This window comes from Lentzea albidocapillata (assembly GCF_000719115.1).
Lineage (GTDB): Bacteria > Actinomycetota > Actinomycetes > Mycobacteriales > Pseudonocardiaceae > Lentzea > Lentzea albidocapillata.
On the sequence record NZ_JOEA01000017.1, the window covers coordinates 144,405 to 170,431 of the forward strand.

Consider the following 26,027-nt stretch of genomic DNA (forward strand, 5'->3'; position numbering starts at 1 on the left):
AACGGTCGTGACTCGGTTCGGTGGCGTCCGAGTGAACTTTCCCGCCAGATCACGCTGACCGCGCGATCATCGGCACATGGAGTACGACCGCTACTGCGACCTGACCATGCGCGGCGGTACGACCAGCGGTGTCGTGTACCCGCTCGCGGTCGCCTCGCTGGCCCGCCACTACGAGTTCAAGCAGATCGGTGGCGCGTCCGCCGGAGCGATCGCCGCGGGGTTCACGGCGGCGGCCGAACGGGGTCGCGCCACCGGTGGCTTCGAGAAGCTGACCGGGCTGATCGACTGGTTCACGTCCGGGTCGGGCGCTGAGCGGTGGCGGATGGCGCAGCTGTTCCAGCCGGCGGAGAAGACGCGTGCGCTGTACCGGATCGTCGTTGCGTCCATGCAGAAGCGCGAGACGACGGGGCGCAGTGCGATCTCGTGCCTGTTCTTCGCGTTGCTGGGCGCGGTGGGGTTGCGGGCGAAGTCCGTGCTGGCGTTGATGGCGTTGCTGTGGCTGGGCGGGCCCGTGCTGTACTCGGCGTGGCTCGCGCCGTCGGTGTATCCGGGGTGGCTCGCGGCGGTCGTCGTGGTGGTGGCGCTGGCGTGCCTGGTGATCGTGCTGTGGCCGTTGCGGTCGAGTTTGCCTTGGCCTGCCTGGGTTTTCGCGGCGGTGCCGCTCGTTTTGGGGCTGGCGTTCTCCCGGCACTACGCGACGGCGGCCATCGTGCTGCTGGTGTGGCTGGTGCTGTCACTGGCGGCCGTCAGCGCGCTGATCGTCACCTACGGGTACGCAATGCAGCGGTTCCTGGCGAACCACGCGCGGTCCATCCACTTCGGACTCGTGCCGGGTACCGGTGACTTCAGCCCGTCGTGGCTCGACCGGCTGGCCGGAGTGCCGAAGTCGACCGGTGTGCCGCCGCTGGCCGACTGGATCGCGGACCAGCTGGACGACATCGCGGGGACCGACGAGGCGTTGACGTTCGGCGACCTCGGCGACATCAACCTCGTGCTGATGACGACCGACCTGTCCGAGGGACGGCCGTATCGGTTGCCGTTCAAGGAACAGTGGCAGTACTGCGAGGAGTGTCTCGGCTATGTGCTGCCGCGCAGGGTGGTCGAGCAGTTGAACGGGCGCGAGACGGCCACGAAGTGCCCGCTGCACGAGCACATGCCGTTGCTGGACCTGCCTTCCAAAGACAAGTTGCCGGTCGTGGTCGCCGTGCGGATGTCGCTGTCGTTCCCCGGCCTGATCGCCGCGGTGCCGCTGTGCCGGGACGGGCGCGTGCACTGGTTCTCCGACGGCGGCATCACCAGCAACTTCCCGATCCACTTCTTCGACACGCTGCTGCCGCGCTGGCCCACGTTCGGCCTGAGCCTGCAGCCCTATCCGAACGGCGACACGAACGAGGTGTGGCTGCCGGAGCAGGACGCCTCGGCCTCCGGCACGCCCTACTCGTCGATCGGTTCCATGCCGCGGTTCCTGGTGTCCATCCTGAACACGTTCCTCGACTGGCGCGACACCATGCAGTCGGCGCTGCCCGGCTACCGCGGCCGCATCGCGCACGTGCGGCAGTCCGAGGACGAGGGCGGCTCGAACCTGTTCATGCCGCCGGCCACGATCCGCAAACTCGCGCTGCGCGGCCAGCGGGCCGGTGACCTGCTGCGCGAACGGTTCGAGCAGCAGCAGAACACCGACCGCTACCGCTGGATCCGGCTGCGCATCGCGCTGCGCGAGTACCAGGAACTCGGCGCGCAGGCCGCCGGCCGCGACGCGCTGTACGAGGAGTTGCTGGAGCGGTTCGAGATCCCCGCGGAACTGCACGACTGGTTCCGCACTCCCCCGGCTGACGGCGATCCGTTCCGCGCCGGGATCGAGGTCGCGCTGGACCACGTCGGACGGCTCAAGGACGACGGGCCGTTCGACGGGGTGCCGCCGGTCGATCCCGATTTGCGGCTGACGCCACCCGAGTAGGCGCGCTAGCCTGGTCCCGTGACGCGATTTAGCCACCCCCGACCCGCGTGGGTGGCGCGCGCCTGAAATTCCCGTTGGTCGGGGGACTCCGCACCCACTCGGCCAGAAGAACGGGAAACCCATGTACCGCACCGAAGAACTCGTGCACGCCCTGAACGTCCGCGATCTCACCGATCCCGCGCAGGGCCCGCACGCGATGCAGCTCCTGATCGCCGACCTCAAAGCCGTGCTGGACCGCCCGCGCGAAGTCCGTCACCACCCGCTCGTCCCGGTGGAGCACAACTACGAGCACCTCGGCTACCCGCGGGACACGATCACGCGCGACGCCCGGTACACCAGGTACGTCAGCGAGACCTGCATGTTGCGCAGCCACACCACGGCGATGATCCCGCCCGCGCTCAAGAACGCGTCCCCGGACGTGACGTTGCTCTGCCCCGGCCTCGTCTACCGCCGCGACACGGTCGACCGCCTGCACACCGGTACACCGCACCTGCTCGACGTCTGGCGGATCAGCACCGACGCCGAACCACTCAACGACCTGATCCACACGGTCGTCACCACCCTGTTGCCAGGCAAGCGTTATCGCACGATCGACGCCGAGCACCCGTACACCACGCACGGCAAGCAGATCGACGTGGAGCACGACGGCGAGTGGGTAGAAATCGGCGAATGCGGACGGGCCGCGCGACACGTCATCAAACACCACCCGCACGGCCTCGCGATGGGCCTCGGGCTGGACCGGATCCTGATGCTGCGCAAGGGAATCCCGGACATCCGCCTGCTACGCAACCCCGACCGGCGCATCAGCGGCCAGATGCTGGACCTGACCGAGTACCGGCCGATCTCCCGGCACCCGGCCGCGATCAGGGACATCTCGATCATGGCGGGCAACGACGACGACGCCGAGACGCTGGGCGACCGGATCCGCGCGCTGGTACCCGAGGACGTCGTTGAACAAATAGAGATCCTCAGCGAGACGCCGTCAGAACAGCTGCCGGTGCACGTTCAGGAAAGGCTGGAAGCGAAGCCGGGCCAGAAGAACGTGCTCATCCGCGTGACGATGAGGGCGCCGGAACGCACCCTCACCGACCGCGAGACGAACGAGATCAGGGACAGGCTGCTTCACGGCTTGCGGGCAACGGCGCCGTAGATGCCCACGTGGGCGTCGTCGAAGGAGTCCGGGCGCCAGTCGTTGACCGCGACGATGCCCGGCTCCAGCACCTCCATGCCCTCGAAGAACCGCGTCACCTCGGCGTGCGTGCGCATCGTGAGTGTGTTGTCCGAGTTGCTGTAGATCTTGGCGACCTGACGCGCCTCGGCGAGCTCCTCCTCGGACAGCGTGTCCCAGGTGGCGTGGGTGATGGCCAGGTACGAGCCGGACGGCAGGTCGGCCATGTACTCGGCGATGGCCTCGTACGGGCTGTCGGTGTCCGGGACGAAGTGCAGCGCGGCGATCACCAGCACGCCGACCGGGCGGGAGAAGTCGAGCGTCTCGCGGGCGCCGGCGAGGACCGTGGAGGTCGCGCGCAGGTCGGCGAGGATCGCGTTCGCGTTGGGGTTGCCGGCCAGCAGGGCGTTGCTGTGCGAGACGGCGACCGGCTCGAAGTCGACGTAGACGACGCGCGCGTCCGGATTGTCGTGCTGGGCGATCTCGTGGACGTTGCCGACGGTCGGGATGCCGGAGCCCAGGTCGAGGAACTGGTCGACGCCCTCCGTCATCAGGTGGCGGACGACCCGGCGCAGGAACGAGCGGTTCGCCTGCGCGCTCTGGGCGACGCCGGGGAAGATCTGCTCCACCTGCTTGGCTGCGGCGCGGTCGGCTTCGAAGTTGTGCGAGCCGCCCAGGTAGTAGTCGTACATCCGCGCCACGCTCGGGCGGGTGACGTCGACCGTGGACGGGACCCACTTCAGCTCTTCCATCACGTGCGCATCCTCCGTCGTCGCCACACGGGTGTCCACCGCCACACACCCGAACCGAGATGGTTTCGGTCACGTGTGAGGGGGCAGCTGCTCGCTGACAGCGAACACAGCAGGGGAACACCGACCCACTCCAGTTGGTTGAGCGGTACAGACTCAACTTTGGAGGGTGACGAGATGGGCGAGACTCTGGCCCTGCCGGTTCTGCCGCTGGACGACGTCGTGGTGCTGCCCGGCATGGTGGTGCCGATCCGCATCTCCGGTGCGGACGCGAGCGCCGAGGCCCGTGCGGCCGTAGACGCGGCGACGACCGCGGCAAATCATCAAGTGCTCCTCGTCCCCCGGCTGGACGGGAAGTACGCAGCCGTAGGCACACTGGCCGAGATCGAACAGGTGGGCCGCCTGCCCGGTGGCGAACGCGCTGCCGTCGTGCGCGGCACCAAGCGCGTGCGCATCGGCACGGGCACCACGGGGCCGGGCGCGGCGCTGTGGGTGAACGCGACGATCGCGGACGACTCCCCGATCACCGACCGCACCCGCGAGCTCGCGAAGCAGTACCGCGCTCTCGTGACGAACATCCTGCAGACGCGTGGCGCGTGGCAGATGGTCGACTCGGTGCAGCAGATCAGCGACCCGTCCGCACTGGCGGACCTGGCGGGCTACGCCTCCTACCTCGACGACCAGCAGAAGATCTGGCTGCTGGAGACGAGCGACGTCACCACCCGGCTGGAGAAGCTGGTGGAGTGGGGTCAGGCGCACCTGACCGAGCTCGACGTCAACGAGACGATCGCCAAGGACGTCAAGGAAGGCGTCGAGAAACAGCAGCGGGAGTTCCTGCTGCGCCAGCAGATGGCCGCGATCCGCAAGGAACTCGCCGAGCTCGACGGCAAGCCGGCGACCGAGCAGGAGGATTACCGCGCCCGCGTCGAGGCCGCGGACCTGCCGGAGAAGGTCGCGAAGGCCGCGCTGGCCGAGGTCGACAAGCTGGAGCGCACCTCCGAGCAGTCGCCTGAGGTCGGCTGGATCCGGACGTGGCTCGACACCGTCCTCGAGATCCCGTGGAACGAGCGGACCGAGGATTCCTACGACATCAAGGCGGCGCGCGAGATCCTCGACGCAGACCACGCGGGCCTCGACGACGTGAAGCAGCGCATCACCGAGTACCTGGCCGTGCGCAAGCGTCGTGCCGACCGCGGCATGGGCGTCGTGGGCGGCCGTCGTTCGGGCGCCGTGCTCGCGCTGACGGGCCCTCCCGGCGTCGGCAAGACGTCGCTCGGTGAGTCCGTGGCACGGGCGATGGGCCGCAAGTTCGTGCGTGTCGCCCTGGGCGGCGTGCGCGACGAGGCCGAGATCCGCGGCCACCGCCGCACGTACGTCGGCGCGTTGCCGGGCCGGATCGTCCGCGCGATCAGCGAGGCCGGTTCGATGAACCCGGTCGTGCTGCTCGACGAGATCGACAAGGTCGGCTCCGACTACCGGGGCGACCCGACGGCGGCGTTGCTCGAAGTGCTGGACCCGGCGCAGAACCACACGTTCCGCGACCACTACCTGGAGGTCGAGCTCGACCTCTCGGACGTGGTGTTCCTCGCGACCGCGAACGTCCTGGAGTCGATCCCGGCGCCGTTGCTCGACCGCATGGAACTCGTGCAGCTCGACGGCTACACCGAGGACGAGAAGGTCACGATCGCCGGCGGCCACCTGCTGCCGCGTCAGATCGAACGCGCCGGCCTCACGCCTGAGGACGTGACGTTCGAGAAGCCCGCGCTGCACCAGCTCGCAGGCGAGTACACGCGGGAAGCCGGTGTGCGGCAACTGGAACGGGCTCTCGCGCGCATCCTGCGCAAGGCGACCGCGAAGGTGGCGCTGGGCGAGGCGGAGTTCCCGATCACGGTCGACCAGCCGTCACTGAAGTCCTACATCGGCAGCCCGAAGAACACGCCCGAGTCGGCGGAACGCACGTCCGTCCCAGGTGTGGCAACGGGTCTGGCCGTCACGGGTGCCGGTGGCGACGTGCTGTTCATCGAGGCCTCGCTGGCCCCGAAGGACACCGGCGCGTCCGGCGTGACGCTGACCGGCCAGCTGGGCGACGTGATGAAGGAGTCCGCGCAGATCGCGTTGTCCTACCTGCGTTCGCACGACGACAGGGCTGCGGCGCTGGCCGACCGGGGAGTGCACATCCACGTCCCGGCGGGCGCGGTGCCGAAGGACGGTCCGTCCGCGGGCGTCACGATGACGACGGCGCTGGCATCACTGCTCTCGGGCCGCCCGGTGCGTTCCGACGTGGCGATGACGGGCGAGATCTCGTTGACCGGCCGGGTGTTGCCGATCGGTGGCGTGAAGCAGAAGCTGCTGGCCGCTCACCGTGCGGGCATCACGACCGTGCTGCTGCCGCAGCGCAACGAGCCGGACCTGGAGGATGTGCCGGAGTCGGTGCGTGAGCAGCTGACGGTGCACTTCGTCTCGGACGTGGCCCAGGTGCTGGAGCACGCACTCTCGAAGGAGACCGTCGCATCCGTTGCGGCGTAACGGAACAGACCCCTCGTGGGAGCAGGAGCGGCGACTGCTGCCCCCACGAGGCTTTCGTGTTTACAGGCCGACGTCGATGACGAGCCGGTTCGGGCTGGTCAGCGTGAACACCCGGTGCCACGAGTAGGGATTGCTGTATCCGACAGCGACCCCGAGCGTGGCCTCGAAGTCGCACGTGAGCGCGACTCCGCGAATGTGGCTCAGGCCGGGCGTCGCGAAGTTCTGCGAGCCCGTGTACGTCAGGTTCCCGTTGTCGTCGTGCGCGGCCGCACCGATCAACGTGACCGACAGGATCTCGTTGATCCCGGGCCCCGCAACGGCGATCGGGTTCCCGCTCGCGCAGTGCGACACGCTGGTGACCTCACTGACCCGGTGCTCCGTCGGCAGTCCGGACAGGTCCAGCACCACTCGGCTGAACCCGACGTGCTGCCCGGTCCGGATGTTCGACAGCGTGGGCGTGCTTTGCGCCGACGCGACCGGTGCGAGCGTGAAGACCGCCAGTACCGCCACGAGCAGTGCGACAAGACGTTTGTGCATCTTCGGCCCCCTCTCAGGGCTCACTTGATGTCTTCAAGACGTGTGACTCAGGCCACAGTTGCGTCAGCGTGAGTAGACATCGATGACGACCCGGTCGGGATTCGTCAGCGTGAAGACCTTGTGCCACGAGTCCGGGTCGTCGTAACCGATCGCTATACCGAGCGTCGCCTCGAAGTCACAGGTGAACGCGATGCTCTTCACGTTGGTCAGGCCGGCCGGCGAGAAGTTGCGCGGACCCGTGTAGGTCGGGTTGTAGTTCTCGTCGTACGAGGCGGCGTAGTGGAACACCGACTCGAGGATCTCGTTGCCCTGCACGGGAACCGGGTTGCCCGAACCGCAGTTCACGACCGAACCGGTCTCCCGGGACTGGTGGTTGCTCGGCAGCCCGTTCATGTCCAGCACGATCCGCTCGAACCCGTCGTGCTTGCCGGTCCGGATGTTCGTGAGCTCGGCATGCCCCTGCGCCGACGCCACCGGAACCAACGTGAACACCGCGGCCACCGCAAGCAGCACCGCACCAAGACGCTTCTTCACTGTCTCCCCCTCTGGGTGTCAGCTGTTGTTGATGTCGACGACGACACGGGTCGGGTTGTCCAGGAACGAGATCTTGTACGCCCGTCCCTGCCCCGCGTATCCGATCGAGAAGCCCAGGTGCGCCTCGAAGTCGCACGTGTTCGTGACACTCCGGACGTTCAGCAGCCCAGGCGTGTCGAACGAGCGCGGCCCGGCATAGTTGTGCGCGTTGGCGGGCTGCATGGTGACGTCCAGGAACTCGTCACCCTTCGCCGAGATCGGCTTGCCGGACCCGCAGTGGTACGGCTCGGACGACCGCCCCGCCGTCACCTCGGGCCGTGGCCCGTTGAAGTTGAACACGACCCGGTCGAACCCGTCGTGCCGCCCGGTCCGGATGTTCGTGAGCTCGTTCCCCTCAGCCGCCGACGCGGCCGGCACAACGCTCAACGCCATCCCTACGGCGACGAGCGCAACAGCGATTCGCTTCATCTCTCCCCCTCTTCCCCAAAAGACGCCCACGCGCGCTGCACGCGCGAGTCGCCCTCCGGGTTGCCCCATTACCCCAGGAAATCCTCCAGCGGCACAGGCGTCAGCCCGTCCTGCTTGGCCCGGTTGAGAAAGGCCGTGAAGTCCTCGACGAACGTCGTCCGGAAGTGCATCAGCACGATGTCGCCACGGTTGAGCTTGTCCCCCTGCTGAAACTGCACCCGCCCGTCGTTGACGGCCGCAGTCCAGTTCACCAGCGCCTTGAACCCACAGCCAGCCGCAGCCTGGCGAGTAGTCGAGTCGTAGTTCCCGAACGGCGGCCGGAACAACGTGGGCCGCTTCCCGTAGTCCCCGGCGAGGAAGTCGGCGTTGCCGCAGATCTCGTTCTTCTGGAACTCGAACCCCTTCCCCAGCAGGTTCGGGTGGTTCGACGTGTGACTGTGCACCGTCGCGGGCAACTGCTTGAAGTAGTCCTTGTGCCCCTCGGCGTACTTCGTGTTCAGGAAGACCGACGGCCACACCCCGGCCTCGATCATCAGCTCACGAGCCTTCGGATGCTGCACAGCCCCGTCGTCGATCGTGATGAACACGTACGGCTTGTCCGTCTGAATCCGCGTGACAACGGGCACCATCCCGTCGGCAACAGCAGGCGCCTTGGCCTGCACAGTCCCATAGGGATAGGGCGGCTCGAACATCCGCTTGGGCCGCTCCGACGAACTGGTCGTCACCGGCGGCACAGACGTCGCCAACACCGGACCACCGGACCGGGATTCAGGCGCGTCCCCACACGCCACAACCCCAGCAACCAGCAAAAAGGCAGCGAAAAGCCGCAACTTGGACATCAAAATCCCCCTCCACGCGAAAGACGCCGCGCAGGCCCCCATGGTTGCACGGGACTAGGGTCGAAGTGATCACAAAAGGAGGACCCCCATGAGCCTCGAGCGCCCAGTCGCTCCCGACCCCTACGAGCTGCTACCGCAGGTCGGCACCTTCACCGTCACCTCGACGGACGTGCGCGACGGCGAGCAGCTCCCCGACGCCCAGGTCTTCGAGGGCGGCAACACCTCCCCACAACTGACCTGGTCGGGCTTCCCAGAGGACACCCGCAGCTTCGTAGTCACCTGCTACGACCCGGACGCCCCCACCCCGTCGGGCTTCTGGCACTGGGTGGCCGTGAACATCCCGGCAACCACCACCCACCTGGACACCGGCGCAGGCGCCGAAGACGCCACACTCCCAGGCGACGCCTTCCACGTCCGCTCCGACTACAGCACCCGAGCCTTCGGCGGCGCCGCCCCACCCAAGGGCGACCACCCACACCGCTACTACTTCGTAGTGCACGCGGTAGACGTCGACAAGCTGGACGTGGACGAGAACGCCTCCCCAGCAGTGGTGAGCTTCAACCTGGCCTTCCACACCCTGGCAAGGGCCATCATCACCCCCACCTACCAGCACTAACACACACCACACCACAAGCGCCTGATCGCACGCGACGCCGAAGGCGAGCCGTCCTTCCCCACGCGAAGCCGAAGGCGAGCCGTCCTTACCAAGCGGGCCAGGCGGTGGGGTCCCATCACGAGTCGCGCCATAGCTCTTGCTGCATGCAGGTAGGGGTGTCAAGCGGACACGCTTTTCGTCCGCTTGACACCATCAGATTGCCGGGGTCTGGGGCAGAGCCCCAGGGGAAGCACGCAACGCAAGCTCGCCGCCCGCAAGGTGACCACCCGCCCGGTCGCGGCACGCAAAGGTGACCACCCGCCCGGCCGCCACCCGCCCGGCCGCCGCCCACAAGCCGACCACCCGCCCGGTCACGGCCCAGTCCCCCACGTAAGCCCCCCGTAACCCCCAACCAGGGAACACCCCCACCCCCAAAATGGTTGGATCCACACGTGAGGCACTTCGACCTGGTCATCATCGGCACCGGCTCCGGCAACAGCATCCCGACGGAAGCCATGGCAGGCTGGCAGATCGCCATCCTGGAAAAGGGCACCTTCGGCGGCACCTGCCTCAACGTGGGTTGCATCCCCACCAAAATGTTCGTCCACACAGCAGACCAGGCCGCAACCCCGGCCAACGCGAAAAAACTGGGCGTGGACGCCACCCTCGACGCAGTCCACTGGCCAGAAATCCGCGACCGGATCTTCAACAGGATCGACCCGATCGCCGAAGGCGGCCGCAACTGGCGGGCCAACGAGAACGCGAACGTGACGGTCTACGAGGGCACCGCGCACTTCGTCGACGCGCACACGATCGACACCGGCACCGGCGAGACGATCACCGCCGACCGGATCGTCGTGGCCGCGGGCAGCCGCCCGACCATCCCGGACATCGCGGATCTGGACTCCACGGGTTTCCACACGAGCGACACGGTCATGCGTCTCGACGAACTCCCCGAGAGCCTGATCATCGTCGGCAGCGGCTTCATCGCCTCGGAGTTCGCGCACGTCTTCAGCAGCTTCGGCGTGAAGGTCACGATGATCGCCCGGTCGAACCTCCTCCTGCGTCACGAGGACCTGGAGGTGGCCCAGCGCTTCACCGAGATCGCCAAGGGCAAGTGGAACGTCCTGCTCAACCGCAAGACCACCCGCGCCGAGAAGACCGCGACCGGTGTGAAGCTCCACCTCGAAGGTCCCAACGGCGAGGAAACCGTTGAAGCGCAACAGCTTCTCGTCGCGGTCGGCAGGCAGCCGAACAGCGACCTGCTCCAGGTCCAGAACGCCGGCGTCGACCAGCACGGAGACGGTCGCGTCAAGGTCGACGAGTACCAGCGCACGAACCAGCCACACATCTACGCCCTGGGCGACATCAGCTCGGACTACCAGCTCAAGCACGTCGCGAACCACGAGGCCAAGGTCGTCCAGCACAACCTGCTGAACCCCGACGACCAGATCAGCAGCGACCACCGCTTCGTTCCGGCCGCCGTCTTCTCCAGCCCGCAGATCGCGAGCGTCGGCCTGACCGAGGAACAGGCCAAGGAGAAGGGCATCCGCTACGTCACCGCCAGCCAGGCCTACGCCTCCATCGCGTACGGCTGGGCCATGGAGGACACGACCGGCTTCGCGAAGCTGATCGCGGACCCGGCCACCGGTCAGCTCCTCGGCGCGCACATCATCGGGCCGCAGGCCTCGACGGTGATCCAGCCGCTGATCCAGGCGATGAGCTTCGGTCTGGACGCGAAGTCCATGGCACGCGGCCAGTACTGGATCCACCCGGCGATGCCCGAGGTGGTCGAGAACGCGCTCCTGAACCTGCCGCTGGACTGAAACTCGGAAGGACAGGGACTTCCGCCGCTGCCGAAGACCGGCGGCACCAGCGACGATGCAGCGATGACAGACAGAGTCCTCGTCGCCCACACGTCGAGAATCGCCGCCACGGACGAGATCGCCGAGATCATCGGCACCGAACTCGCGGGCTGCGGGCTGAGAGTCACCGTGCTCCCGGTCGCCGCGGCCGAGTCGCTGTACGGGTTCGGTGCCGTGATCTTGGGTGACGCGGCGACCCGTGACGCGCATCGGTTCGTGAAGCGGCACAGGGTTTCCCTCAAGCACACGCCCATCTGGTTGTTCCACCGCGGCACGCCTCCCGTGCCGAACGACGTCACGCGCATGGTCCGCAAGCTGGGCGCCGGCGGGCCGATCAGCTTCGGCGGCGCGGCACCGGACTGGGACCGCGCCAAGGCCTGGGCCCGCTACCTCGCCGACCAGCTCGCGGTGCTGCACCGCGGTTTCGTCTCCAACTAGCTAGGCCTGCTGGATCCGGACGGTGTTGCCGGCGGGATCGCGGAACACGCAGTCCCGCGCACCCCAAGGCTGATCGGCCGGCTCCTGGACGACGTCCGCCCCACCGGCCTGAAGCTTCTCGAACGCGCCGTCGAGATCCGGCGTGGCCAGGTTGATGAACGCGTACGACCCGTTCTCGATCATCTCGGCGATCGCGGTGCGATGTCCGTCCGTGAGCCCTTCGGCCATGGCGGGCGGTTCCAGGACGACGGCAGAGCCGCCACCGGACGGCGCGACGGTGATCCAGCGCATCGTGCCCTGGCCGACGTCGGCACGGACCTCCCAGCCGAGCAGGTCGCGGTAGAACGCGAGCGAGGCCTCGGGGTCGGTGTGCGGGAGGAACGTGGCGTGAATGGTGATGTCCATGCCCGCAACGCTAGGACCAGCGCCAACGCGAAGCTTCTTGATTCCTGACCGGCTAGACGTACCGGGGACGCCCGGCGATCATGCCGAGCACGGTCAGCGCGACCAGCAGCACCAGCTGCAGCGTCAACGACGTGGTCCACGTCCCGGTGGACTCGCGCAGCACGCCGAACGCGAACGGCCCGGAAGCCGCGATCAGATAGCCGAGGCTCTGCGCCATCGCCGACAACCGTGCGGTGTCCGAAGTGGACTTGGTGCGCAGCGACATCACCAGCAGCGCCAGCGGGAACATGCCCATGCCGAACCCGATCAGCACCACCCAGAGCCCAGGCGCGGCGGCGGGCGCCACCAGCATGCCCAGGATCCCGGCGAACGACAGCACGCCCAGCGCCAGGACCATCGGCCCCTGGCTGGAGAACCGGGCGGCGATCGGCGGCACGAACAGGCTCACCGGAACGCTCAGCAGCATCGAGACCGCGAGCAGCATGCCGGCGGTGTTCCGGTCGACACCGGAGTCGACGAGCATCGCGGGCAGCCAGCCCATGACGGTGTAGGCGAACAACGACTGCAGCCCGAAGAACACCGTGATCACCCACGCCAGCGGGCTGCGCAGCAGGGAGCGCTTCTCCACCGGCGCGACCGACCGCACCACAGTCGACGCGGCCCCGTGCCGCGCCCCGGCGAACCACACGACCACCGCACCGGCTGACAGCAGTGCCCACGCGCCGACTGCCAGGCGCCACGAGCCGAGCCACTCCTCCATCCGAGGAGTCAGCGCGGCGGCCAAGGCCGCACCTGCGGAGAGCGTTGCCGTGTACACACCGGTGAGCAGGCCGACCTTGTTCGGGAAGGACGCCTTCACCACGACAGGAATCAGCACATTGGACACCGCGATGCCCCCGCACGCGATGAAGGTGCCGCCCAGCACGACCCACGGACCGTCGATCACGCGCAGCACCAGGCCGAGCGTGAGCACCCCTAGTGACAGTCCGATCGCACGAGCCATGCCGAGGCGGCGACCCAGCCAGGGGGCCGCGAACGCCGCGAAGCCGAAGCAAAGCGCCGGAACGGCCGTCAGAGCACTGGTCCATGCGGCCGAAACCCCAAGGGCGGCGCGGACATCACCGAGGACCGAGGCCAGACTGGTCACCGCAGGGCGGAGATTCGCGGCAGCGAGGGCGACCCCGATCGCGAGCAGCGTCGACCCGACCAGCGGAACGTGACGATTCATGACGACCGTCACCCTGCGACCGCGATCGGTGGCAGTCTGTGCGGCAAGAGTCGTCTGCTTCATCGTCACGCGCACCACTATCGCAGACGTAGGATGTTCGGATGAAAGGATGACGCTGTGCCGTTGGCCACTACCCGGCGGGCGGGTCTAGTCGACCAGGTGATCGAGCAGATGCGTGGCGCGATCACGACTGGTGAATGGCCCGTCGGGCAGCGCATCCCGCCCGAACCCGAGCTGGTCACCGCGCTCGGGGTGGGGCGGAACACGGTCAGAGAGGCCGTGCGCGCGCTCTCCCACGCCGGACTGCTGGAGGTGCGGCAGGGCGACGGCACGTTCGTCCGCGCGACCAGCGAGATCTCCGGCGCGGTCCGCCGCATGTGCGGGACCGAACTGAAGGAAGTGCTCCAGGTCCGCCGCACCCTCGAGATGGAGGGCGCGCGCCTGGCCGCGAAGTACCGCACGGACGCCGAACTGGCGCGCCTCACCGAGTTGCTGCACAAGCGCGACGCGGCGATGGAGGGCGAGCAGTGGGCCGAGGTGATCGAGCACGACACCGCGTTCCACGTGCTGCTGGTGCAGTGCTCGCACAACACGCTTCTAGCCGAGCTCTACCAGGGCTTGACCGAGGCGGTCAAAGCTTCGGTGGCGGCCTCTGTCGACACCAGCCAGCCCGGCCAGGACCAGGTGTCGCACACCGGGCTGCTGCACGCGGTCCGGGACGGTGACCAGGAGAAGGCGGCGATCGAGGCGGGCGGTTTCTTCGAGGAGCTGATCGAGAAGTTCTGCTGAACCGCGGACAGAAGATGTCCGCATGAGCTCATAGCGTGGGGGCCATGGAGATCACGCCGTTCCGCATCGAGATCCCGCAGGCAGAGATCGACGACCTCCGCTCACGTCTGGCCGGCACGCGCTGGCCGGAGGAGGACCTGCCGGGCGTCGGCTGGTCCTACGGCATCCCGCTGAGCTACCTGCGCCCGCTCGCCGAGTACTGGCGCGACGGGTTCGACTGGCGCGCGCAGGAAGAGCGGATCAACTCCTACCCCCAGTTCACGACCGAGATCAGCGGGCAGCGCATCCACTTCCTGCACGTCCGCTCGAAGAACCCAGACGCGACACCACTGCTGCTCATCCACGGCTGGCCCGGCTCGTTCGTCGAGTTCCTGAACGTGATCGAGCCGCTGTCCGAGGACTTCCACCTTGTGATCCCGTCGATCCCCGGCTTCGGCTTCTCGGGTCCCGTGCGCAAACCCGGCTGGAACGTCCTGCGCGTCTCGTGGGCGTTCGCGAAGCTGATGGAAGGCCTGGGGTACGACCGCTACGGCACGCAGGGCGGCGACTGGGGTTCGGGCATCGCGCAGGAGATCGGCCGGGTGTTCCCCGAGCAGGTCATCGGCGTGCACGTGAACATGCTGCAGACCTTCCGGCCGCAGGGCGTCAACGACCTGTCGGACGAAGAGCTGCGCGCGCTGGAATCGCTCGACCACTACCAGAAGGAACTCTCCGGCTACATGCACCTGCAACGCAGCCGGCCGCGCACGCTGTCGTACGCGCTGACGGACTCCGCCGTCGGGCAGCTCGCGTGGATCGCGGAGAAGTTCCACGACTGGACGGACAACGAGGGCGTGCCCGAGGACGCGGTGGACCGCGACCAGATGCTGACCAACGTGTCCATCTACTGGTTCACCGGCACGGCGGGCTCCTCGGCGGCGCTGTACAAGGAGCAGTCGGCATCGTGGGGCCAGCAACAGCCTTCGACGGTGCCGACGGGCGTCGCGATCTTCCCGCACGACCTGAGCCTGCCGGTGCGGTCGCTGGCGGAGAAGATGATCCCGTCGATCGTGCACTGGACCGAGTTCGACCGCGGCGGCCACTTCGCCGCGATGGAGGAGCCGGACCTGCTGGTCCAAGACATCAGGAAGTTCTTCGAATCACTTTGACTTCTTCCCGTCCTGACGGACAGGAATTCCCACCTGCCTCGCGGCAGGTAGCGCTCACGCGCCGTGCCTCACGACACGGGGTTCCTGTTTCACAGCCGATCGCGGAAGGGAGGGCCCTTGCCGTCTGACATCAGCTCCGCAGGCATCACCCGAGTTGTCTCGGGCTACGGCTCGACCAGCCGCAAGGATGTTCTTCGCCGCGTTGAGGTCCCGGTCGTGCCGGGTGCGACAGCCCGGACACGTCCAGTGCCGGGCCGAGAGCTTCAGCTCGGTGAGCAGATGCCCACAGGTCGAGCAGGTCTTGCTGGACGGAAACCAGCGGTCGATCACGACCAACACGCGACCGGCACGTTCGCATTTGTACTGAAGTTGCCGCCGAAACTCCCCCCAGCCCGCGTCAGAGATGGCGCGGGAGAGACGACGGTTGCGGACCATGCCCGCGATGTTGAGGTCCTCGATCGCGATCACATCTGCGCACCGCACCAGGGCGGTGCTGGTGCGATGCAGAAAGTCCTGCCGCGCGTGACGGATCTTTCGATGTGCGCGCGCGACCCTGACCTTCGCCTTGAGGCGATTGCTGCTGCCAGGACGACAACGAGCCAATCTACGTTGATAGCGCGCCAAGTTGCGGGCCTTGCGCGCCAGGTGCTGAGGGGCGGCTATGCGCTCGTTGTCGCTCGTCACGAGGAAGTTGGTGAGTCCAAGGTCGACACCAACTCCGTGGCTGACCGGCTCAGCCGGAGCAGGTGTTTCGGCGTCAACGGCAAAGGTCACGTACCAGCGACCGTCCGGCTCTCGAGAGACGACCACCATCGTGGGGTCGAGCGTGGCCACTTCCACTCTTGCGAACGACCAGGTGAACCGCAGCGGCACATCGGTTTTTGCCAGCGTCACCACGCCATCGCGCATCCGAAACGCCGAGCGCGTGTAGTGCGCGCTCTGGTATCCGGTGCGGGACTTGAATCTGGGGTAACGAGATCGCCCGGAGAAGAAGTGAAGGAACGCGGAGTGCTGATGCCGCAATGTCTGCTGCAGTGGTACAGAGGACACCTCCGACAGGAAGGCGAGTTCATCGGATCGCTTCCACGTCGTCAATGCAGCATCGGTCTCACGATAGGACGTGCGAGCGCCATCGATGCGGTAGCGACGGCTTCGCTCGCTCAGGGTCTTGTTCCACACCAGACGTACGCACCCGAACGTGCGATTCAACACCGCAGCTTGTTCTGCAGTCGGGTAGGCCCGACATCTGTACGCCGTTCGCACAACCAGCAAGGTACCGGTACTGAAATGATCAGTGAGACGCCTCCCCGGCTCGGACGCCGGGAGCTCCAGGGGAGGCCGATGTGAGCACAACACTTTCGAACCGCACCCTCAACCGGACCCTCCTGGCGCGGCAGCTGCTCCTGGAGCGGACGTCCATGCCGATCGTCGAGGCCGTCGAGCACCTCGGCGGTCTTCAGGCCCAGGCACCGATCCCGCCGTACCTCGCGCTGTGGACGCGGCTCAAGCCGTACAAGGTCGACGCGCTGAGCAAGCTCATCATCGACCGCTCGCTGGTGCGGATGACGTTGTGGCGCGGCACCTTGCACCTGATCTCGGCCGGCGACGTGTACCTGATGCGCACCGCTTTGCAGCCGGAGCTCAACAAGTGGGCGAAGATCGTGATGCCGCCCGCGACCCGAGTCGAGATCGACCTCGACAAGCTGGCGCGGATCACCCGTGAGTACATCGACGCCGAACCGCGCACGGTCGCGGAGATCGGCGCGCACCTGGAGGAGCACTTCCCCGAGGCCAGGGCCCGCGAGATGTCGACGCAGGCACAGATGCTGGTGCCGATGATCCAGGTGCCGCCGCGCGGGATCTGGGGCGTGGGCGGCGTTCCGCAGAACGTCGCCATGGCCTCGTGGCTGGGACGCGAGCTTCCCGAGCAGGCCGCCGTGCCGGAGCTGATCAAGCGGTACCTGCGGGCGTTCGGACCGGCGACGCTCGCGGACATGCAGGCCTGGTCGCGGTTGATCGGGCTCAAGGCGCACGCGGCGGACCTCGAACTGGTGGAGTACAAGAACGAGGACGGCAAGGTGCTGCTCGACGTGCCGGACGGCGTGATCGTGTCCGAGGACGTGCCGGCACCCGCGCGGTTGTTGCCCGCGTTCGACAACGTGTTGCTGGGGCACGCGGACCGGAAGCGGATCATGAGCGAGGACGCGCGGTCGCGGTGGGGCGCGGTGCGCAACGGCGTGTTCCCGCCGACGTTCCTCGTGGACGGGTTCCTGCGCGGCACCTGGAACGTGGTGGAGAACAAGGACGCGGCGACGCTGACGATCGAGCCGTACTTCAGGACCACCAAGAAGGACATGGCCGGCGTGATCCGCGAGGCCAAGGCGGTGCTGAAGATCATGGCGCCGAAGAAGCCGCACGTGATCGTCGCGCCGTAGAGCCGTCACACGCCGGGACTGGCCGTGCCGACCAGGTTCTCGCCGGGCACCGGTGCGCTGTCCTTTGTGGACCTGCGTGTCCGGGCCAACGGCGCCAGGGTGCGCTGGACGATGAAGTACTCGGCCACCAGAACGTTGACCAGGATGGACGCCCACCCGGAGGCATCGTAGATCGCCTCGAACTCCAGCCCGGGGAACGACGACTTCACCGCGAGCCCGGTGATCAGGTAGATGCGCAGGGTCACGGCCGCGAAGGTGAGGGCGTAGTTGCGGATCATCCACACCCGGTGCAGCGCCACCTCACCGCGCCGGATGGTGCGGTAGGCCTTGGCCGCGGTGTACAGCCATGCCACGGCGAGGATGTAGAACGCGACCCGGATCGAGAAGCCGCTGAGTGAGAACGTCGCGGCGAACAACGACGCGACCGCCGCGACCACGACGGAGATCAGGTAGATCCGGCCGAGCAGCCGGTGCAGCCGGGGACTGCGCGCACGCAGCCGGCTCACGAACTGGAACGGGCCGATGATCAGGGCCAGACCTCCGGGCAGGGCATGCACCGCGAGCGTCAGGTAGTGCAGAGCCACGTCCGGGTTGACCGGCACGTTGCTGGCCTCCGGGTTCCCGCTCAGGTACGGCGGGACCGCATAGCCGGCGATGCCGATCGCCAGCACGGCGGTCAGGCCCCAGGACGCCCACCACCAGCGACGCCGGGCGGTTCTGGACAGGGATGTGGTGGTCATTTCAACTCCAGGCTCCTGGCGACATCTGCGTGATACAGAACCGTTGGTGAGTGGCTCTGTCAGGCGCGATACTACACACTAACGAGCGATGCTCAACTGTTTGTGTGACCCTCTCACAGAAGGGAGCGATGTTAGGGTTGCCGGCCAGGAAGGGAGTCCCCGATGCAGCCAGCAACCGCCCGCAGCCCGATGCGGGAGCGGTTCCGTGAGCAGGTTCGAGAGGACGTCAAAGCAGCAGCACTCGACCAGCTGACCACCGGAGGAGCGCAGGCGATCTCGATCAAGGCCATCGCCAAGCAGCTCGGGGTTTCCGGCACGGCGCTCTACCGCTACTTCGCAGGCCGCGACGAACTGCTGACCGCCCTGGTCATCGACGCCTACGGTGACCTGCGCCAAGCGCTGGAACGAGGGTTCGAGACCGACAGCGATCCGGAAGAACGAGTCCGGAGCATGGCCCGCGAGTACCGGGCCTGGGCACTGGCCGAGCCGCACCGCTACGAACTGCTGTTCAAGCCGCCATTGCCGGGGTACGACGCGCACACCGAACCACTCGCGGCAGCGGCGCGCTCTCTCATGGAGGTCCTGCTGGCGGCTCTGCACGGCATCGACGACCCCGCATCGACCGAAGACCTCAAGCCGGCGACCGGGGAGCAGGTGCTCGCCGCCAGAAGCGCCGGCACCGAGGAGTTCCAGCTGGCCGTCTCCGTGTGGTCACGCCTGCACGGCATCGTCAGCCTCGAACTGGGCGGTGGCTTCACGGCGATGCACCTCGACGCCGACGTCCTCTTCGAACGGGAGTTGCGGGTGCTCGTCGAACGACTTGGTTAAACCGCGACCTGCTTGATCACGTCGAGAGCGGCGGTGATGGCCGGGCGGCGAGACGCCTGCGTCCGCCACACCGCGTACAACCGCCGCGTCGGCGTCGGCCGCAACGGCACGGCCCTGACGCTGTCCGGCACCTCTCCCCTGCCCAGCTGCGGGATCAGCGCCACCCCGATCCCCTTGGCCAGCAACGCCATCTGCGTCCGGTACTCGCTGATCCGGTACGCCACCACCGGTTCGATGCCCGCGCCGTGGAACGTCCGTTCCAGCCAGTCGAAGCAGATCGACCCCTCCGTCTGGCAGATCCACCGCTCGCCGGCGAGGTCGACAGGTTCGAGGAACTCCTTGCGCGACAACGGGTTCGTGACCGGGATCAGCACCTCCGCGACGTCGTTGACGATGAACGCGCGCGACAGCGACGCCGGCACTGGCAGTGGCGTGTTCGCCCAGTCGTGCACGATCGCCATGTCGAGCTCGCCGCGTGCGACGGCCTCGGTGGCGTAGGGCGGGTCGATCTCCGTGAGCCGCACGTCGAGGGCCGGGTGCAGCTCGGTCAGTCTGACGAGGACGTCCGGAAGCAGTCCGCGGGCGGCCGTGGCGAACGAGCCGATGCAGAGGCGGCCGATCGCGGCGCCTCGCTGTTCCTCCAGCGCTACCTCAGCCTCCTCGACGAGCTTGAGGACCTGGCTCGCGGTGTCGGCGAGCAGGCGGGCGGCGTCGGTGAGGCGGACGCCGCGGCCACTGCGTTCCAGCAGCGTGGTGCGGGTCTCGCGTTCGAGTTTGGCGATCTGCTGCGACACCGCGGACGGCGTGTAGCCGAGCACCTCGGCCGCGGCGCCGACCGTGCCGTGCACGGCGATGGCGTGCAGGGCCTTCAGCCTTCCCAGATCGAGCATGTAGCAATGCTAAACCCATGACCTTAGAAATCGGAACTAGTGCTAAATAGTTGTAGAGCGCAATCTTGAGGCATGAGTCCCCGCCACGTTCTGCTCGCTGTGCTGGTCGCCGCCATCTGGGGCTTCAACTTCGTCGTGCTCAAGATCGGCCTGGACGAGTTCCCGCCGATCCTGTTCTCCGCGCTGCGGTTCCTCGCGGCGGCGGTGCCCGCGATCTTCTTCATCGGCCGGCCGTCGGTGGCGTGGCGCTGGGTCATCTCGGTCGGGCTGGTGCTGGGCGTCGCGAAGTTCAGCTTCCTGTTCATCGGCCTCAAGGCGGGCATGCCGGCGGGGCTGTCGAGCCTGGTGCTGCAGAGCCAGGTCATCTTCACGGCGGTGTTCGCGGCGGTCGTGCTGCACGAACGGCCGAAGCCCGTGCAGATCACCGGCATCGTTCTGGCCCTCGCGGGAATCGGGGTGATCGCGTGGGACTACGGCCTCTCGTCGCCGCTGCTCGGGTTCGCGCTGATCGTCGCGGCGGCGGTCTGCTGGGGCGTGTCGAACGTGCTGATGCGGTACGCACGGCCGGCGGACACGTTGCGGTTCATGGTGTGGGTGAGTGCCGTTGCGGTGCTTCCACTGTTCGCGCTGTCGGCACTGACCGAGGACATGAGCGCGCTCGGCCGCCTCGACTGGGCCGGTGTGGGCGCGGTCGGGTACGTCGCGTGGATCTCGACGTTGCTCGGGTTCGGCATCTGGGGATTCCTGCTGCGCCAGTACGAGTCGTCCGTCGTGGCGCCGTTCTCGTTGCTGGTGCCGGTGTTCGGCATGTTCTCGGCGTGGGCGTTCCTCGGCGAGGACCTGACCGGGCTGCAGGCCGTCGCCGGTGGCCTGGTGCTGGTCGGGCTGGCTATTCCGCAGCTGCTGGGGCGCCGGGCGGCACGAACGGAAGTCCTGCCGGAGCCCCTCGTTCCAGCAGGTCGATGACGGCCTTCGTGTCGAGGTGATCGGCGACCAGGTCGCCCAGCAGGTCCAGCTGGGCCTCGCGGGCGGCCTGGAAGCTCACCTCGCCCGGTTCGAAGTCGCGGCCCGCACGCTCGGCCGCCCAGCGCAGGAACCTGCGGCGGAACGCGTCGTTCTCCAGCAGGCCGTGCCAGTGGGTGCCGAGCACGCGGTCGGTCTGGGCGCCTTCGTCACCGATGAGTGGGGTCTCGCCGCTTCGGACGACCTGGCCGTGGTGGATCTCGTAGCCGGTCACGGGCTCGTCCCACGCGGTGCCCGACGGCGTGGCGAGGGTTTTGCGCGGCTGGAAGCGGATGTCGACATCGAGCAGGCCGAGGCCGTCGACCGTGCCACGTCCCGACTCCACGTCGTCCTCGATGCGTTTCGACAGCATCTGGAACCCGCCGCAGATGCCGAGCACCGGGCCGTCGAAGCGCTGGATCGCCTGCGCCAGACCGGTTTCCCGCAACCAGGCGAGGTCGGAGACGGTGGCCTTCGAACCGGGCAGCACGACGAGGTCCGCGTCGGCCAGCCGGGACGGCTCGGTCACGAACCGCACCGAGACACCGGGCTCGCAGGCCAGCGCCTCGGCGTCGGTGGCGTTCGAGACGCGCGGCAACCGGATCACGGCGACCCGCAGCCAGTCACGCTTCGGCGGCTGCGGCCTGCCGATCACGCCGTCCGCGTTGTAGGACAACGAATCCTCGGCGTCGAGCCACAGTTCCTCGCTCCACGGCAGCACACCGAGCACCGGCCGGCCGGTCAAGGCTTTGAGCTGGCGCAGGCCCGGTTCGAGCAGACGCGGGTCGCCGCGGAACTTGTTGACGACGAAGCCGGAGATCAACGCCTGGTCCGCGGCGTCCAGCACCGCGACCGTGCCGAAGAGGTGCGCGAACACGCCACCTCGGTCGATGTCACCGACGACGAGCACCGGCAGGTTCGCGTTGACGGCCAGGCCCATGTTCGCGATGTCGTTGGCGCGCAGGTTGATCTCGGCCGGCGAGCCCGCACCCTCGCAGATCACGACCTCGTGGTCACGCCTGAGCTCGTCCAAAGTGGACAACACGGTGCCGAGCAGCTGCTGCTTGCGTTCGCGGTAGCTCAGCGCCGAGACCTCGCCGACCGCCTGGCCGAGCACGACGACCTGGGACGTGCGGTCACTGCCGGGCTTGAGCAGCACCGGGTTGAACCGGACGCTCGGCTCCTTGAACGCCGCCCGCGCCTGCACCGCCTGGGCCCGGCCGATCTCCCCGCCGTCGAGTGTGACGAACGAGTTGTTCGACATGTTCTGCGCCTTGAACGGCACCACGTCGACGCCCTGGCGTGCCAGAAAGCGGCACAGACCGGCCACCAGGACGCTCTTGCCCGCGTCCGAGGTCGTCCCACAGATCAACATCGCGCCCCGCATGGACGCCAATGCTGCCATCATCACCCCATGCTCACCGTCGTGCTCATGCACAGCCCGTTCCTCGGCCCTTCGAGCATGCGCCCGCTCGCCGACGAACTGGCCTCCGACGGGGTGGCCGTCCTGCTGGTCGACCTGCAGATGAGGATCAACGAGGCGCCCGTGCACCAGCGGCTGATCGGCGCCTTCGCCGACGCCCTGGAGGACGCCGGCGTCGGCGGCCCGCTGGTGCTGGTGGGCCACAGCGGCGCGGGCCCGTTGCTGCCGTGCTTCGCCGACGCCCTCGAGCTGGACGTGGCCGGTCTGGTGTTCCTCGACTCCGACCTGCCCACGCCGGGCAAGGCGTGGCGCGAGACCGTCGATCCGGCTCTCGTGAACCAGCTCAAGGCGTCCGTGCGGGACGGCAGGCTGCCGCGCTGGGACCGCTGGTTCGACTCGGACCCGCTGAAGCTCGTGCCCGCCGGCCTGCGCGAGGAGATGCGCGACGAGGCACCCGAGGTGCCGTGGGACTTCATGAAGGAGCAGCGCCCGGTCGTCGAGTGGTCCGGCGCGTGCGGGTACGTGCTGCTGTCGTCGTTCTACGAGGACGCGGCGGGTCGCGCCGCGGAACTCGGCTGGCCCGTGGAGCGCCTGGAGTCGCACCACCTGGCGGCCGCGACGTCGCCGTCGGCTGTCGCGGCCGCGCTGAAGACCGTCGTCAGCAAACTGTGAGGATCTCCGAGCCGGTGTCGGTCACGACGATCGTGTGCTCGAACTGAGCGGTCCAGCTCTTGTCCTTCGTGGTGACGGTCCAGCCGTCGTCCCACATCTCGCCCTCGTAGTCCCCGAGCGTGATCATCGGCTCGATCGTGAACGTCATGCCGGGCTCCAGCACCGTCTTCACCGACGGCTCGTCGTAGTGCAGGACCACGAGCCCGCTGTGGAACGCGCGGCCGATGCCGTGGCCCGTGAAGTCGCGTACGACGCCGTAGCCGAACCGGTTGGCGTACGCCTCGATGACGCGGCCGACGACGTTGAGCTCGCGGCCGGGCTTCACGGCCTTGATGGCGCGCATCGTCGCCTCGTGCGTGCGCTCGACGAGGAGCTTGGCCTCCTCGGAGACGTTGCCCGCGAGGAACGTGGCGTTCGTGTCGCCGTGCACGCCACCGATGAACGCGGTGACGTCGATGTTCACGATGTCGCCGTCCTCGACGACGGTGCTGTCCGGGATGCCGTGGCAGATGACCTCGTTGAGCGAGGTGCAGCACGACTTCGGGAAGCCGCGGTAGCCCAGCGTCGACGGGTACGCGCCGTTGTCGCAGAGGAACTCGTGCGCGACGGCGTCGATCTCGTCCGTCGTCACGCCCGGCACGACGACCTTGCCGGCCTCCTGCAGCGCCTGGGCGGCGAGGCGCCCGGCGATCCGCATGGCTTCGATGATCTCCGGCGTCTGCACCCACGGGTCGGTGCCGCGCGTCGGCGCGGGCTTGTCGACGTACTCGGGACGCACGATGCGCGAAGGCACCTGACGCCGCGAAGATTGCACACCGGGTTGCAGCGGAGCACGAACAGACATGCTCTCCAGATTAGCCGTCCGCGCGTGGACCACCCTGAACCTGGTCCTCGGCACGAGGCTCCGGCAGCCTGGGCGCGGGCAGCAGGATGCCGGCCCGGATCAGCCGTTCACGCGTGGTCAGGTCCTTGGTCTTGCTCATCACGGCACCGCCTTGAGGAACCTCGCCGCCACCTCCACGGCTGGTGTCGAAGTCTCCCCGCTGAGAACGATGGTCGCGAACGCGACATCGCCCCGGTAGCCCATGAACCACCCGTGTGAGTGCACGCCGTCACCGAACTGTGCGGTGCCAGTCTTGCCCCTCACATCTCCGTACGGCTTGAGCTGTGGTGCAGTGCCGTAGTCGACGACCTCGCGCATCATCTGCCGCACCGGGTCGAGCGCGGCAGCGGGCGGTCCGGCGGGCTGTTTGTCCGCCTTGGTCTCCTTGCCGCGCACCAGTTGCGGCACCGGCATCGAGCCCTTCGCGATGGACGCCGAGACCAGCGCCATGCCGAACGGCGAGGCCAGCACCTTGCCCTGGCCGAACGCGTCCTCCGCCCGTTCCACGACGTCGGTCGCGGGCGGCACGGAACCGGTGATCGTCGTCAGGCCGGCGATGTCGAAGTCGACGCCGAGGCCCAGCGACAGCGCGGAGCTCGTCAGCAGGTCCGGCGGCATGTCGACGGCGAGCTGGGCGAACGTGGTGTTGCAGGAGAACGCGAACGCCGACCGCAGCGGGATGGTGCCCTTCTCGAACTCGCTGGAGTTCGGCACGATCCGCCGTCCGTCGATGGTGGTCTTGCCGGGGCACGGCAGCGGGGTGTCGGCGGTCACCTTGCCGGACTGGATCGCGGCCAGTGCGCTCACGGCCTTCATCGTGGAGCCGGGCGGGAAGCGGCCGGTCAGCGCGAGCGCGCCCTGGGCGTCGGCCGGATCGTTCTGCGCGACGGCCAGGATGTCGCCGGTGGACGGCTGGATGGCCACCAGGATCGTGGGCTGTGTGACCGGCTCGACGGCGTCCTCGGCGGCGGCCTGGACCACCCGCGACAGCGCGATGTTCACGGCCTTGGCCGGCTCGGGGGCCTTGGAGTGCAGTTCCTCGACCTCGGTGCCCTGCGCGTCGACCGTGCTGACGCGGAACCCGGCGTTGCCGGCGATGTCGTTCTCGACGAGCTTGCGCACCGCGGGCAGCACCTGGGAGGCGAAGTTGCGGCTCGGCGCCAGCAACGACGTCTGCGAGCTGAACCGCACGCCGGGCAGGTCGTAGATCTTCGGTTTCACCGACTGGTAGTCCGCGTCCCGCAGCGCCGCCACCTGGTAGGCCTGGCCCTCCGGGGTCTTGCCCACGCCGTCGGTGATCGTCTGCTGGGTGATGGCCTTGTCGAGCGGGTTCAGCGCGTCCGCGAGGGACTTCGTGACCGCCGCGACGTCACCTGCCTCCTTGCCGACGAGCAGCACCGAGACGACGCGTTCGGGGGCGAGCAACGGCGTGCCGTCGCGGTCGAGCACCGGCGCCGGGTCCGGCGTGAGCTCGCTGAGCTTGATCGTCTGCTGCGGCGCGAGCTTCGGGTGCGCCACCGAGGACGCCCAGTGCACCTTCCATGTGTCGCCGTCCTGGCGTACGTCGAACTTGGTCGGGTAGGTCCAGTGGCGGTTCTTGCCGAGGTTCCAGTCGAGTGTGACGGACGCTTCGGACGCCAGCTCGCCGTTCTTGCGGATCTGGTCGACCTTGCTGCTCAGGCCTTCCGGCTTGAGCGCTCCCCGGAACTTCTCGAGGGTGTCCTTGGCGTCGTTCGGGTTGTCTGTCATCCCGGCGGCACCCTGCACGTCACCGGACGCGAGCTTCGCCAGGAAGTCGTTGGTGATCTCCGGTGCCCCTGGTTCGGATTCGAACAGCCCACAGCCGCTCACCGTCACCAGCAACACCGTGATCGTCGCGAGAAGGCGCACTCGCGCGAGTATGCCCGT

Annotated in this window: 26 protein-coding genes; 12 read left to right on the forward strand and 14 right to left on the reverse strand. The window is 67.9% G+C overall.

Annotation, left to right across the window (positions count from 1 at the left end; all coding sequences use genetic code 11):
* Positions 1-76 precede the first annotated feature (76 nt).
* Both IG04_RS48690 and srmL read left to right on the forward strand, forming a co-directional pair.
* Positions 77-1,957: a patatin-like phospholipase domain-containing protein gene (locus IG04_RS48690; protein WP_030479595.1), complete on the forward strand. Its 1,881-nt coding sequence runs from the start codon at positions 77-79 to the stop codon at positions 1,955-1,957.
* A 121-nt stretch (positions 1,958-2,078) separates the two neighbouring features.
* Positions 2,079-3,107 (forward strand): PheS-related mystery ligase SrmL, encoded by a 1,029-nt coding sequence (srmL, locus tag IG04_RS0127355; RefSeq protein WP_030479596.1) that lies wholly within the window; start codon positions 2,079-2,081, stop codon positions 3,105-3,107.
* Here srmL and IG04_RS0127360 read toward each other — a convergent pair.
* The gene (locus IG04_RS0127360) at positions 3,080-3,916 is read right to left on the reverse strand and encodes an SAM-dependent methyltransferase (RefSeq protein WP_245816257.1); all 837 of its coding nucleotides are present in this window, start codon (positions 3,914-3,916) and stop codon (positions 3,080-3,082) included. The two genes, srmL and IG04_RS0127360, sit on opposite strands and share 28 nt — an antisense overlap.
* Before the next feature lie 135 nt (positions 3,917-4,051).
* Here IG04_RS0127360 and lon point away from each other — a divergent pair, with 135 nt between their 5' ends.
* A complete protein-coding gene (lon, locus tag IG04_RS0127365; RefSeq protein ID WP_030479598.1) occupies positions 4,052-6,400 on the forward strand; it encodes an endopeptidase La in 2,349 nt (782 codons plus the stop codon).
* Between the two features lie 60 nt (positions 6,401-6,460).
* Here lon and IG04_RS0127370 read toward each other — a convergent pair whose 3' ends face one another.
* The 4 genes from IG04_RS0127370 to IG04_RS0127385 all read right to left on the reverse strand — a co-directional run bounded on the left by IG04_RS0127370 (position 6,461) and on the right by IG04_RS0127385 (position 8,688).
* The gene (locus tag IG04_RS0127370) at positions 6,461-6,937 is read right to left on the reverse strand and encodes an AMIN-like domain-containing (lipo)protein (protein ID WP_036016007.1); all 477 of its coding nucleotides are present in this window, start codon (positions 6,935-6,937) and stop codon (positions 6,461-6,463) included.
* Positions 6,938-7,000: 63 nt separating this feature from the next.
* A complete protein-coding gene (locus IG04_RS0127375) occupies positions 7,001-7,471 on the reverse strand; it encodes an AMIN-like domain-containing (lipo)protein (protein WP_030479600.1) in 471 nt (156 codons plus the stop codon).
* Between the two features lie 18 nt (positions 7,472-7,489).
* Positions 7,490-7,939, reverse strand: coding sequence for an AMIN-like domain-containing (lipo)protein (locus IG04_RS0127380; protein ID WP_144065389.1), 450 nt, complete (start codon positions 7,937-7,939; stop codon positions 7,490-7,492).
* Positions 7,940-8,007: 68 nt separating this feature from the next.
* Positions 8,008-8,688, reverse strand: a complete 681-nt coding sequence (locus IG04_RS0127385) for a polysaccharide deacetylase family protein (protein ID WP_420843967.1) — start codon at positions 8,686-8,688, stop codon at positions 8,008-8,010.
* Between the two features lie 178 nt (positions 8,689-8,866).
* On the opposite strand from IG04_RS0127385, the gene IG04_RS0127390 reads away from it, so the two are divergent.
* The 3 genes from IG04_RS0127390 (at position 8,867) to IG04_RS44300 (ending at position 11,676) form a co-directional block, all read left to right on the forward strand.
* A complete protein-coding gene (locus IG04_RS0127390) occupies positions 8,867-9,394 on the forward strand; it encodes a YbhB/YbcL family Raf kinase inhibitor-like protein (protein ID WP_030479603.1) in 528 nt (175 codons plus the stop codon).
* Between the two features lie 431 nt (positions 9,395-9,825).
* A complete protein-coding gene (locus IG04_RS0127400) occupies positions 9,826-11,199 on the forward strand; it encodes a mycothione reductase (RefSeq protein ID WP_030479605.1) in 1,374 nt (457 codons plus the stop codon).
* Between the two features lie 63 nt (positions 11,200-11,262).
* Complete coding sequence (locus IG04_RS44300) at positions 11,263-11,676, forward strand: NADPH-dependent FMN reductase family protein (RefSeq protein ID WP_051770781.1); 414 nt, start codon at positions 11,263-11,265, stop codon at positions 11,674-11,676.
* Here the strand turns inward: IG04_RS44300 and IG04_RS0127410 are convergent, their stop codons facing one another.
* On the reverse strand, positions 11,677-12,081 hold the full coding sequence (locus tag IG04_RS0127410) for a VOC family protein (RefSeq protein WP_030479607.1): 405 nt from the start codon (positions 12,079-12,081) through the stop codon (positions 11,677-11,679).
* Between the two features lie 52 nt (positions 12,082-12,133).
* Positions 12,134-13,309, reverse strand: coding sequence for an MFS transporter (locus tag IG04_RS0127415; RefSeq protein ID WP_030479608.1), 1,176 nt, complete (start codon positions 13,307-13,309; stop codon positions 12,134-12,136).
* 117 nt (positions 13,310-13,426) lie between these two features.
* Between IG04_RS0127415 and IG04_RS0127420 the strand changes: the two genes are divergently transcribed.
* Together IG04_RS0127420 and IG04_RS0127425 are read left to right on the forward strand one after the other, a co-directional pair.
* Positions 13,427-14,098 (forward strand): FadR/GntR family transcriptional regulator, encoded by a 672-nt coding sequence (locus IG04_RS0127420; protein WP_030479609.1) that lies wholly within the window; start codon positions 13,427-13,429, stop codon positions 14,096-14,098.
* A 44-nt stretch (positions 14,099-14,142) separates the two neighbouring features.
* Positions 14,143-15,246 (forward strand): epoxide hydrolase family protein, encoded by a 1,104-nt coding sequence (locus IG04_RS0127425; RefSeq protein WP_211257825.1) that lies wholly within the window; start codon positions 14,143-14,145, stop codon positions 15,244-15,246.
* Positions 15,247-15,300: 54 nt separating this feature from the next.
* Here IG04_RS0127425 and IG04_RS45570 read toward each other — a convergent pair whose 3' ends face one another.
* Complete coding sequence (locus IG04_RS45570; protein WP_084401395.1) at positions 15,301-16,509, reverse strand: RNA-guided endonuclease InsQ/TnpB family protein; 1,209 nt, start codon at positions 16,507-16,509, stop codon at positions 15,301-15,303.
* Between the two features lie 80 nt (positions 16,510-16,589).
* Here IG04_RS45570 and IG04_RS0127430 point away from each other — a divergent pair, with 80 nt between their 5' ends.
* On the forward strand, positions 16,590-17,681 hold the full coding sequence (locus tag IG04_RS0127430; RefSeq protein ID WP_036016010.1) for a winged helix DNA-binding domain-containing protein: 1,092 nt from the start codon (positions 16,590-16,592) through the stop codon (positions 17,679-17,681).
* Positions 17,682-17,686: 5 nt separating this feature from the next.
* Here the strand turns inward: IG04_RS0127430 and IG04_RS0127435 are convergent, their stop codons facing one another.
* The gene (locus tag IG04_RS0127435) at positions 17,687-18,421 is read right to left on the reverse strand and encodes a DUF2306 domain-containing protein (protein ID WP_030479612.1); all 735 of its coding nucleotides are present in this window, start codon (positions 18,419-18,421) and stop codon (positions 17,687-17,689) included.
* A gap of 162 nt (positions 18,422-18,583) precedes the next feature.
* On the opposite strand from IG04_RS0127435, the gene IG04_RS0127440 reads away from it, so the two are divergent.
* Entirely contained in the window at positions 18,584-19,249 is a 666-nt protein-coding gene (locus IG04_RS0127440) for a TetR/AcrR family transcriptional regulator (RefSeq protein WP_030479613.1), read from the forward strand.
* On the opposite strand, the gene IG04_RS0127445 is transcribed toward IG04_RS0127440, so the two are convergent.
* A complete protein-coding gene (locus tag IG04_RS0127445) occupies positions 19,246-20,139 on the reverse strand; it encodes a LysR family transcriptional regulator (RefSeq protein ID WP_030479614.1) in 894 nt (297 codons plus the stop codon). The two genes, IG04_RS0127440 and IG04_RS0127445, sit on opposite strands and share 4 nt — an antisense overlap.
* Positions 20,140-20,211: 72 nt before the next feature.
* Between IG04_RS0127445 and IG04_RS0127450 the strand changes: the two genes are divergently transcribed.
* A complete protein-coding gene (locus tag IG04_RS0127450; protein WP_030479615.1) occupies positions 20,212-21,105 on the forward strand; it encodes an EamA family transporter in 894 nt (297 codons plus the stop codon).
* Here IG04_RS0127450 and IG04_RS0127455 read toward each other — a convergent pair.
* Complete coding sequence (locus IG04_RS0127455) at positions 21,029-22,528, reverse strand: cobyric acid synthase (protein WP_030479616.1); 1,500 nt, start codon at positions 22,526-22,528, stop codon at positions 21,029-21,031. The genes IG04_RS0127450 and IG04_RS0127455 overlap by 77 nt on opposite strands.
* A 27-nt stretch (positions 22,529-22,555) precedes the next feature.
* Here IG04_RS0127455 and IG04_RS0127460 point away from each other — a divergent pair, with 27 nt between their 5' ends.
* A complete protein-coding gene (locus tag IG04_RS0127460; protein ID WP_030479617.1) occupies positions 22,556-23,236 on the forward strand; it encodes an alpha/beta fold hydrolase in 681 nt (226 codons plus the stop codon).
* On the opposite strand, the gene map is transcribed toward IG04_RS0127460, so the two are convergent.
* From map to IG04_RS0127475, 3 genes are read right to left on the reverse strand one after another with little or no spacing between them, the layout of a single operon-like run.
* Complete coding sequence (gene map, locus IG04_RS0127465; RefSeq protein WP_030479618.1) at positions 23,223-24,080, reverse strand: type I methionyl aminopeptidase; 858 nt, start codon at positions 24,078-24,080, stop codon at positions 23,223-23,225. The genes IG04_RS0127460 and map overlap by 14 nt on opposite strands.
* A 10-nt stretch (positions 24,081-24,090) precedes the next feature.
* Positions 24,091-24,219, reverse strand: a complete 129-nt coding sequence (locus IG04_RS48695; protein WP_256335162.1) for a hypothetical protein — start codon at positions 24,217-24,219, stop codon at positions 24,091-24,093.
* Complete coding sequence (locus IG04_RS0127475; RefSeq protein ID WP_030479619.1) at positions 24,219-26,009, reverse strand: penicillin-binding transpeptidase domain-containing protein; 1,791 nt, start codon at positions 26,007-26,009, stop codon at positions 24,219-24,221. Before IG04_RS0127475 ends, IG04_RS48695 begins: the two co-directional genes overlap by 1 nt.
* Positions 26,010-26,027: the final 18 nt, after the last annotated feature.